8 protein-coding genes and 1 pseudogene are annotated in these 10,367 nt (G+C 44.0%); 5 read left to right on the top strand and 4 right to left on the bottom strand.

Features of this window, described 5'->3' with window-relative positions; translation table 11 throughout:
• From V7K85_RS00155 to V7K85_RS00145, 3 genes and pseudogenes are all read right to left on the bottom strand, one after another.
• Positions 1–331, bottom strand: a pseudogene (locus V7K85_RS00155) (hypothetical protein); the annotation flags it as partial.
• A gap of 125 nt (positions 332–456) precedes the next feature.
• Positions 457–1,236 (bottom strand): intradiol ring-cleavage dioxygenase, encoded by a 780-nt coding sequence (locus tag V7K85_RS00150; protein ID WP_334810642.1) that lies wholly within the window; start codon positions 1,234–1,236, stop codon positions 457–459.
• A 168-nt stretch (positions 1,237–1,404) separates the two neighbouring features.
• Positions 1,405–1,677 (bottom strand): hypothetical protein, encoded by a 273-nt coding sequence (locus V7K85_RS00145; protein ID WP_334810641.1) that lies wholly within the window; start codon positions 1,675–1,677, stop codon positions 1,405–1,407.
• A gap of 150 nt (positions 1,678–1,827) precedes the next feature.
• On the opposite strand from V7K85_RS00145, the gene V7K85_RS00140 reads away from it, so the two are divergent.
• From V7K85_RS00140 to V7K85_RS00120, 5 genes are all read left to right on the top strand, one after another.
• Positions 1,828–2,508 (top strand): response regulator transcription factor, encoded by a 681-nt coding sequence (locus tag V7K85_RS00140; protein WP_334810643.1) that lies wholly within the window; start codon positions 1,828–1,830, stop codon positions 2,506–2,508.
• A complete protein-coding gene (locus V7K85_RS00135) occupies positions 2,508–4,040 on the top strand; it encodes an ATP-binding protein (RefSeq protein ID WP_334810640.1) in 1,533 nt (510 codons plus the stop codon). Before V7K85_RS00140 ends, V7K85_RS00135 begins: the two co-directional genes overlap by 1 nt.
• 282 nt (positions 4,041–4,322) lie before the next feature.
• Positions 4,323–4,793, top strand: a complete 471-nt coding sequence (locus V7K85_RS00130; RefSeq protein ID WP_334810639.1) for an N-glycosidase — start codon at positions 4,323–4,325, stop codon at positions 4,791–4,793.
• A gap of 556 nt (positions 4,794–5,349) precedes the next feature.
• Positions 5,350–8,316 (top strand): GAF domain-containing sensor histidine kinase, encoded by a 2,967-nt coding sequence (locus tag V7K85_RS00125; RefSeq protein ID WP_334810638.1) that lies wholly within the window; start codon positions 5,350–5,352, stop codon positions 8,314–8,316.
• Between the two features lie 714 nt (positions 8,317–9,030).
• Entirely contained in the window at positions 9,031–9,801 is a 771-nt protein-coding gene (locus V7K85_RS00120) for a hypothetical protein (protein WP_334810637.1), read from the top strand.
• Here V7K85_RS00120 and V7K85_RS00115 read toward each other — a convergent pair.
• Complete coding sequence (locus V7K85_RS00115; protein WP_334810636.1) at positions 9,775–10,116, bottom strand: hypothetical protein; 342 nt, start codon at positions 10,114–10,116, stop codon at positions 9,775–9,777. The two genes, V7K85_RS00120 and V7K85_RS00115, sit on opposite strands and share 27 nt — an antisense overlap.
• Positions 10,117–10,367: the final 251 nt, after the last annotated feature.

Below are 10,367 nucleotides of genomic sequence, written 5' to 3'. Positions count from 1 at the left end.
ACTGTGCTTCTGTAACTCCTAACTTTGCCGCCGCCGCCTTAAAATCAGGTCGAGGTGGACGCTGATTGCGATCGCCTGGATTTGGAGGATTGGCACGGACTCCTAAGGCAGCCTTTAACTGTGCTTCTGTAACTCCTAACTTTGCCGCCGCCGCCTTAAAATCAGGTCGAGGCGGACGCGGCTGTCCTTCCGGTGGTTGGTTGGGCGGTAGTTGCGCCTGTGCAATTTGATGGAATTGATTAGCGGCATTTGCTTGGTTGAGTGAAATAAAACCAAATGTGCCTAGCAAAACAGGAATTGCTGTCACGACTAGTAATCGACGAATATTCATTATCAACATCCAAAAGATAGATTGTTTACATTTCTGATTCAACTAACCCAAAATTACACTTCGCCCTGCTTCTGAATTACAGTTGTGTAATTTTTGTCATTTAAGCCCTAAGTCTTCTACTAAAATCACGTAATCCTCAGCCCGATATCAAAAGTTGCTGCGTAACCTTGTCCATTCTTGGTGAGCTTGAGCAGCATTTGATCGCCATCACCTTGAAAAATTCCGTCATCAGCATTCTTCTGCGTGCGCTGTCCCTTGCTGGCATAGAGTGTCTGCGTATGTACCTGATCAGTGATCGAGTCATCAAAATATAGCTGCGACGTAAACTCATAAGGCTGCCCTGATGTCCCATCCGTGCGAACCTTAAAGTGGATATGGACGGTTCTGCCTTGATACCAACCAGGGTAAATGGTTGTGAACTGGACAGTTCCATTCGCATTGCTTACTTGATAGCCGCGCAAGAACTTTTGGCCGACGGTACTAAAACTTTGGTCTGTCACATCCGAATAGACACCCAGTGCGTCACAGTGCCAAACATCTACGATCGCACCTGCAAGTGGTGTACAGCCAGTACTGCCAATTTGAGAAACTTGCAGTGTCAGATAAAGTGGCACACCGTCTTTCACCGAACCATCCACCGGATCGGAACGGATATCGGAGCGGTTGAGCTTCTCATCCACAAAATAAGGGCCTTCGGTCTGTTCTGGACTAAGGACACAGGCAGGTAAGGTCGCAGAATTGGCCGCAGATGATCTGGGGACGGCTACACTCGACTTTGCCTGGGTAGAACTAGACTTTCTTGGTATGCATCCAACCACAAGTATTGCCGTTCCGGCTGCCCTAAATAGAGCAAGTACATCTCTTCGACTAAAAATCAGACCTAATTGGCGATTTTTGTTGTTCATGATCACAGTCCACCCTGCTTTTTAATTAATTGCGATCGCAGTAATTAGACATCTCCAGAAAAGAATGTAGAGACGGGAAATTTCGCGTCTCTACAAGGGTTTGAGTGAACGCATAATTAATTTTCACCAGATGTCTATTTGGCGAGGCGAAATCCAAGGGCGCTTCAATTAACGGTTATTGTGTCCGATCCGATTTTGACCTGCGCCCTGATTCTGAGGTTGGGGAGGACGTTTTTTCTGCTGTGGGCGTGGTCGCCGATGCTTGACCTGTGGTTTGTCATCAGGTCTTTGCGATTCATTCTGCGGTCTTTGGGGCTGTTGTGAAATCTGTGCGTTCCGATGAGATGGATTAGCAGCATTTGCCTGATTGGGCGCAATGAATCCAAATGTACCAATCACAAAAGGAATCGCTGCTACGGTTAACACTCGACGAATATTCATAAAAATCAATCTTCAAAAGGTAAGGTGTTGATATTTCTAATTGAGCCACCTCAAAATTACAGCTTGTTTATTTTTTAAATTACAGTTTTGTAATTTAAACAAAAAAATAATGAATTTAAAATGGAACAATATGTGAAGTAATAAATGCTTGTGAACATTCTGTTTGTCGAAGATGAAGCGAAAATTGCTAACTTTGTCCGGGCTGGACTCAAGGAGCAGGGATTTGTTGTAGACTACTGCGACAACGGTGATCAAGGATATCTGCGGGCATTAGACAACGAATATGATGTGATTGTACTCGACATTATGGTGCCGGGAAAGGATGGACTATCGATTCTGAAACTCTTGCGACGGCAAGGTCGGAATGCTCCGGTGATTTTGTTGACGGCTCGGAATGAACTAGACGATCGCTTGGAAGGACTAAATTTGGGAGCCGATGACTATATCGCTAAACCGTTTTTTGTGGAAGAGTTAGCGGCTCGAATTCATGCCGTTGTGCGCCGGAGTGTGAGCGAGCGCCAAAATCTGCTTTGCGTTGGGCCCCTCAAACTCGATCGCATCACTAGGGAAGTCACTTGCAATCACCAGGCGATAGAACTCACCAGCCGCGAGTTTAATCTTCTGGAGTATCTCATGCGCTCTCCCGGACGAGTCTTCACCCGTACCCAAATTCTGGAACACGTTTGGGGCTATGACTTTAACCCCAACACCAACGTCGTGGATGTTTGTATCCAGCGAATTCGGAAAAAGATTGACCCCATTGATCAAGCAGTCTGGATTGAAAGCATTCGAGGGGTTGGATACCGATTTCGCAAGCCAGACCCTTGCTGATGAAACTCCCTTCGTTTCGACTCCGGATTGCCCTATTGTCTGCGGCTCTAGCTGGAAGCACATTAGTCGGATTTGGCGCAGTTTCCTGGTTTCAAATTTACAATGCTAAGATTAACCGCTTTGATGCAGAACTATTAAATCAATTGATGCGGGCAACTCCGAACTTGCCTCCACCGGGGGAACCTCCCGTTCCCACAGCGTCTCTGAGAAGAGAAGTTCTGAGCAAAGGAAGCCGACCCTCACGATGGCAGTTTTACGAAGACTCATTATCCTATGCCTTCGGAACCAATACAAAAACCCCCATTGCCATACTGGTGCTTGATACAAACGGCAACATACTTTATCAATCCAACTCCCTACCTGCCGACCTTGAGGTGAATCGTCTGCTGCTTAACCGTCTCCAGTTGACACCTCTGCCACCGCCCCCCAACAGACAACCACCACCTTTACCCTCCAATACAAATCCATCCTTCGAGCCGCCACCCTTTCTTCGTCCCCGCCCACCTCAATTTGTCACTGAGCAGACGCCAATAACAGCTTGGCGGATTGGGGCAGCTAACTTTCCCAATGTTCGGGTTGCCATTGCCGTTAGCCTACAAGTCGTCAATCAAGAGATGGCTACCATTCGCAATATCTTCCTGGTTTCAATTCCAGGAGCGCTCCTGCTGGTTGCAGTCGGGGCATGGTTGGTTTCTGGTGGTGCTTTGCGTCCCATCCGGGAATTAACGGGCGTCATTCAACAGGTGACTGTCAAAGGGTTAGATCAGCGGATTCCGATTGGGACAACTGATGTTGAATTTGCCCTGCTGATTCAAGTATTTAACCAAATGCTGGAACGCTTGGAACGCAGTTTTACCCAAGCTTCCCGCTTTAGTGGTGATGCCGCTCATGAACTGAAAACCCCACTGACTATTTTGCAAGGCGAACTGGAACGAACATTGCAACAGGTTGATCCTGGAAGTGAAGTGCAACAGCGCTTAAGCAACCTATTGGATGAGGTGCGCCGCCTGAGTGGAATTATGCGGAAACTCTTGCTGCTATCTCTGGCAGATGCCGGAAAAATGAGCTTGTACCTGGTTGAGGTGGATATGTCTGAGTTGCTCATGGAGATGCTAGAAGATGTGGAAATGCTAGCTCCCCACTTGAGTGTGCAAACTGACTTCACTGATGGGCTGCGCTTACTGGGCGATCGCGATCTTCTGATTCAAGTTTTGCAAAACCTGTTTAGTAATGCCATCAAATACAATCTCCCCAACGGCTGGATACAGATTCGCACTCATCAAACTCCAACAACTCTCCACGTCACCATTGCCAATGCATCCAAAGATATTCCACTGAGCGATCTTGAACGCATTTTTGACCGCTTCTATCGCGGTGATCCGGCGCGAACCCGCAAGATAGAAGGAATCGGACTGGGACTCAGCCTAGCCCGTGAAATTGCCAGGGCACATCATGGCGACCTCACCCTTGATCAGACATCTTTTGGTCAAACAGCATTCACCCTCACCTTACCAATGAAGTTACAGAATTGAGCGATCGCTCGGTAGAAATTTGAGAATTTTTATAAGTCGTTGGAAAGAATCCTTAGTGATATAAACCGAGATAAAATCTGTTTGATAAGTTCGGTTTTGGGTTGGGAGTGCAATCGATTCGTCTGTTGACCAAAATTTACCCCTTTGAGTCATTCCTGGGTGTCAATAGTAAACCCGTGATTGAATATCAGGTCTGTTATTAACCCTTCATACAAATGAATGGTTTTGAAATCTAAAACTTTCAGCTACCCTAAAGTTGATATATAAAAGAGCAATTTTCAAATGACCATTTACTTTTATAAGGTTTGGCAGCCTTATGGCTGTTTTTCTAACTTTTCTCTTCACGAAATCCACATCCAGGGTACTTACTGGCCAACAGTTGAGCATTATTATCAAGCGCAAAAGTTTGTCGGCAGCACAGATGCGGTAATTATACCCCTCATCCATGCCGCCGCCACCCCAGAAGAAGCTGCCGCTTTGGGAAGATGTAGCACTCGCCAATTCCGTCGAGACTGGGATTTGGTCAAAACTCAAATTATGCGAGAAGCTGTACTCAAAAAGTTTCTCACTCATACTGATATTAGAGAAGTTCTCCTGAGGACAGGCGATGAGATTTTGGTTGAAAACTCCCCAACCGATTCTTTTTGGGGCTGTGGTGCTAATAAAGCAGGTCAAAATCATCTCGGTAAAACTCTCATGAGTGTACGTGAAGAAATCCGTAATTTACTATCTTTAACAGTAATTTACGAATAATTTGCTCATCCTACTTACATTAAACATAAAATCAGCAATTATACGGAGAATAGTAAAATTCCCCAGCTAAAAATCTGGGAATAAATTGCCAATAATTTAGTTATTTATTTGAAAAAATCTTAATTAATTGAATTAATGGGCAAAAATGGCAAAAAATATTTTTCTTTCCAAGCAATTATCAAGGCATTAATTTAGGTGAGATTACTGAAATAGTTTGATGATTGAGAATATAAAATTAATGAGTGTCTCTGATTAGGATTTTCTCAACTTTAGACTTGAGAGGATGTTTGGAAAGTATTTTGTGATATGTCAAACGGTTCGAGATTCTCCTAAATAAACTTTATAAAGCTAGAGGAATCAAGCAAAATATCTGATACTTATTAAATATCCTTTAATCCCATTTCCAAAAATATTTGCAACAAATGTACGCCCCTAGCAACGCATTTGTAGTAAGAATTTTGTGAAATGGGATGAAAATCAAGGCATTGGAAGTTGAAAATTCTCATCAGGGACAATTATAAAAAAAATTATACTTCAGTCAGAGTGTATATAGACAATGACATTTACCGAAAAACTAAACGAGTTGCAGCCAAGCTTAGACCAAGGAAGTTTACTGCACCGGATGATAAAACATATCAGGCGATCGCTCGACCTCCAAGAGATATTAACGACTACCGTTAGCCAAGTGCGTTTATTTTTGGGTGTAGATCGGGTAAAAATATATCGCTTTGATGCTGATGATAGTGGTGAAGTCATTGCTGAATCTATCTATGAGCAACGTCTGCCATCCTTATTGGGGCAACGCTTCCCAGCTGATGATATTCCACAGGAAGCTAGGGAGATGTTTCTGTTAACGCAGCAACGTTCGATTGTGGATGTGGTAAACCAGAAGATCGGGCTATCGCCTCTACAGTCAAAAGAAACTGGCAAACGCCTACAAACTAATATCTACTATCGGCAGGTAGACCCGTGCCATCTTCTATACCTAAACGCAATGGGTGTGCAGTCTTCGTTGATAGTGCCAATTTTAGATTCCGACCCACAAGAACAATCGGCAAAGCCGAAATTGTGGGGATTGTTGGTATGTCACCACAGTGAACCGCGAAAGATTTTGAAGCGGGAATTGAAAGTATTGCAGCAAGTTGTTGACCAGGTAGGGAGTGCGATCGCTCAAAGTAATCTACTCACCGCAGCCCGCGCCAAGCAAGAGCGAGAAGCTACTATTAACCGAGTTACTACACTATTGCATAAACTGCCGACAATCCAATTGCAAGGAGCGCTAGAAGAAGTTATTACTGCCTTCGGTGGAGTAGGTGGCAGGCTTTACATTGAACAGAGTCGGGAACTATACACCTGGGGCCACCAACCGACACTGCCTTACGAGTTAGATAACAGTATTATCGAACAGCATCCCATCTGGCAAAAGTGGATGGCTGAGTGTAAACAAGGTAATATTTGGGCAACGGTTGACCTCTACAAAGAACCACGTTTGCGAGTTTTGGCTTTAGCGTTCCGTTCTACTCAAATTCGTGGACTCATGGTGATTCCCCTACATTACCGCGAAAAATTTCTTGGTGTATTAAGCATTTTTCGCTCTGAATTTGAAACGGAAATTTTGTGGGCGGGACGATGTGATCAAAATCGGCGACAACTGTTACCCCAGCTTTCCTTTGAGGCTTGGCGAGAGCAAAAAAAGGGGCAAGCAGCTGAGTGGAAACCGGAAGAAATCTTATTGGCGCAAGCCTTATACGAGCATTTCTCAATGGCAATTCAGCAGCAGCATATGTACAAACAGGTACAATCCCTCAATGCCAACCTAGAACTGCGGGTGCAAGAGCAAACTGCTGAACTCCAAAAATCATTACTGCTTACCAAACTACTCAAGCAAGTCACAGAGCATATTCGCCGCACATTGGACTTGCAGACAACCCTGCAAACTATCGTTCGGGAAGTCCGTCCCCTGCTAAATTCAGACCGAGTGGTGATTTTCCAACTGAAGAATAAATCAGTGATTGTGGAAGAAATTAATGGCAATTGGCAGTCAGTTTTGGGAGTGAATGCACCACCGGAATGCTTTCCTGATGAGTATACTCGTCTATACTGTCAGGGCAGAATAAGGGCAATTGAAAACGTTTCAACGGCTTCTTTAAGTGATTGTCATCGCGAGTTTTTGCAGAGTCTGCAAGTGCAAGCAAACTTAATAGTTCCAATTAATATAGGTATGGAACTATGGGGCTTACTAATTGCCCATGAGTGCAAAGCTCCTAAAGATTGGCAGGATGCAGAAATTGATTTATTGCAACAGTTAGGAGATCAGGCGGCGATCGCCATTCAACAAGCACAACTGTACGAACAAACCTGTAATGCCGAAACTGAAGCCAGAAATCAAGCTGCACAGTTAAAGCATACCCTACATGAACTTCAAGAAACACAGACAAAATTGATTCAGACCGAAAAAATGTCCGGCTTAGGACAGTTGGTGGCGGGTGTTGCCCACGAAATCAACAACCCGGTTAGTTTTATCTACGGTAACCTGTGCCACGCCAGTGACTATACCGAACAACTGCTAGAAATTTTACGTCTCTACCAGCTATACTATCCCCATCCCCATAGTGAAATTCACGCCGCGATCAAAGCGATCGATTTTGAATTTTTGGTAGAAGACCTCCCAAAAATCATGACCTCAATGCAAGTAGGAACCGAGCGCATCCGCTCAATAGTGCTGTCGTTACGCAATTTTTCTCGCTTGGATGAGGCTGAAAACAAGCGCGTTGACCTGCATGAAGGCATTGAGAACACCTTATTAATTTTGCAACATCGGCTGAAAGCAAATGCTGAATTTCCAGGCATTGAGGTAATCAAAGACTATGGCAATATACCACAGGTGGAATGCTATGCCGGTCAAATGAATCAGGTATTCATGAATATTCTCAGCAATGCCATAGATGCCCTGGAAATGGGGACTGGGAGCTGGGAACTGGAGACTAGGGACAAGGGGGACAAGAGGGACAAGGAGAATAACCCATGCCCAATGACGCCAGTTGCTTTAACGGAGGGAACCTCCGCAACGCACTGGCTCCCCAATGACGCTAGTTGCTTCAACTCTGGGAACCTCCCGAAGTTTGGAGCCGATAGCGCAGCCCAAGGTAGAGAAGAGACTGCGCCAACGAGTCCGCCAGCGTCGGAAACCTCCGCTCCAACAACTCTGGGCAAGGCACTGGCTCCCCAATGCTCAATGCCCACTATCCACATTTCTACTAAAATCTCAGCAGACAGCTCTCGTCTATTGATTCGTATTGGTGACAATGGGCCTGGAATGACTGAAGAGGTGAAAAAGCGAATTTTTGACCCGTTTTACACTACCAAACCTGTGGGCAAGGGTACAGGACTGGGACTAGCAATCAGCTATCAGATTATTGTCGAAAAACATGGTGGAATAATGGAATGCATTTCAGAACCTGGCAAAGGTACAGAATTCTGGATTGAGATTCCTATCAAGCTTCCAGCCAAGCAAAATAGTTAACCAAAGCTAAAGGAGTAGGGGGGCAGGGAAGAATAACAAATGACCAATGCCCAAACCAACCACTGCGAGCAAGATTTTAAAAGGGTTGTGGCTGAACTTGACACCAATACCAGGCAAATCGATTTTTTACCTGATTTTCAGAAGATTACAAAATGTTAGTTTAAAAACTTAAAAATTGAATCAGCAATTACTCAATTCATCCAAAAGGTTGATGATAAAATTTTTAGCAACAGACTAAAGAAAAGATTTAGAAGCTATCCAGGGCGTGCAGTATATTGACTTGAATTAAAAATACTTCACAAGTAAAGTTTCGTTGCAAAAAAAATCCCTCCCATCCTCAAATGATAATCTAATAGTTGAAGCCACTAAATATGCTTCCCTGGCAGATATAACAGCTGCATTAGGAATGTAGTAAGAGGTAAAAGACGCTGTTTAACTTACATCTGTCTCGTCAAAACACAGCAACACCCAACGCGAAAACTGCTATTTCCTCAAATATGGAAGATTAGGGGGCGCTGTAACTGATTTTCATTAGTTGTTTACAGAAGCGATGAAAGTTAGTACATCCCTGGCTAGGATAAACAAGGAGAGGAGATAGTTCAGCGAGTAGAGGATTGGGTGTTGTTGTGTTTAAAGATAAGTCTGAAATAGGGACTCCTGTGGGTGTAAGATTATACGAAGTTGAATAGCGAGAAAGAGTTGAAATAGCGCCTTATGTCAATTATTGCGCTCAGAGCGTGGTATCTACAGGATTACGAGCCGATTCCAGAACTAGAAAAACGTCCGCCAGATATTCGCTTAAGCAAAAAAAGCCTGCTGAAATCAGCATTGCGAGCAGACTTTTTGGAAGAAAGTGACGAAGTTAACAAATCAACTTGGTTTGGGCGCTATCTGGAAGGGGAAAATATTGAATTTTATATTGAAGGTAGTGGTGGCTATTGCGTAGCTAACATTGACTTAATTAGTCATGAAATTTATTTCACCAAGCAGGCGGTGTTGGCTCAGTTAGAACCAACGATTTTTTTATCCTATCAAACTGAGTATGCCGCAGCGACGAATGTTCTAAGAGAAGAACTGCAAAAAAGTTTGGACAGTTTAAACTTGCGATCGCGCTTTCCTCTAACATTAGTAGAATCCTCTCGTCCTAGTGATGCTACTGTACGAATTAACCGCACCATCATGCGAAAAATCCGTAAGAGTTTGTTATTTATAGCTGATACCACGCCTATTGCTAGTATTGATGGTAAAGAAACCCCTCAACTAATTCCCAGCCCGAATGTCTGTATTGAGATTGGCTATGCTATTCAAAGTAAGCGGTCTGAACAGATTCTATTAGCGCAAATGCAACGCCCAGACTTTGAAGGGCAATTTCCCTTCGACTTACCCACACAGCAAATTTTGCAATTCCAAGACACCACAGAACTGAATAAAATTCTCACAGGAACCATTGAAAATCAGCTAGCACGATTCAAATTGTTTTTTTGAGCTTGGAGTCAGCACCAGACCTCGGGCAGTAAAATTAGAGGCGGCATTGTTATTGGCATTAAATTTGATGGTATCGACTTCGGCAATAACTGCTGCTGTTGGGTTTATAGCCTTACCTACGCCACCGAAATCAGTAATAGTAACAGTGCCGTCGCCGGAGTTGTAAACAAAGATATCGTTGCCGCCGCCACCAGTCAGGGTGTCATTGCCATAACTAGTTGTAATGGTATCGTTCCCGGCTTTACCATTAATTGTATCTGTGCTATCAGTGCCCACTAGGGTATCGTTACCTTGAGTTCCAATGATATTTGCCATTACTTTATTCCTACCTGAATCGATTTTTAGAGTAATTTAAGTTCTCAAGTTGCCGTTAATGTTTCGGATCGCACAAAAATTCGCCGAAAGTTGATGCTCTCAACAGAGTTCATACCACCTTTGATGTTATCTCAAATTCATTCTCGGCTTAACCCAGATTCAGTTTGGACAATACGTGCGATTCGTTGATTAGTAAATCACGGTAACCAGTCCGTAAATAGCTAATCCAGCCCGACAGCAGATTACTGTCA

This window comes from Nostoc sp. (assembly GCF_036917615.1).
Taxonomy (GTDB): Bacteria; Cyanobacteriota; Cyanobacteriia; order Cyanobacteriales; family Nostocaceae; genus Nostoc.
The sequence above is the reverse complement of the archived record's forward strand: the minus strand, read 5'-3'. Positions and strand labels throughout refer to the sequence as shown.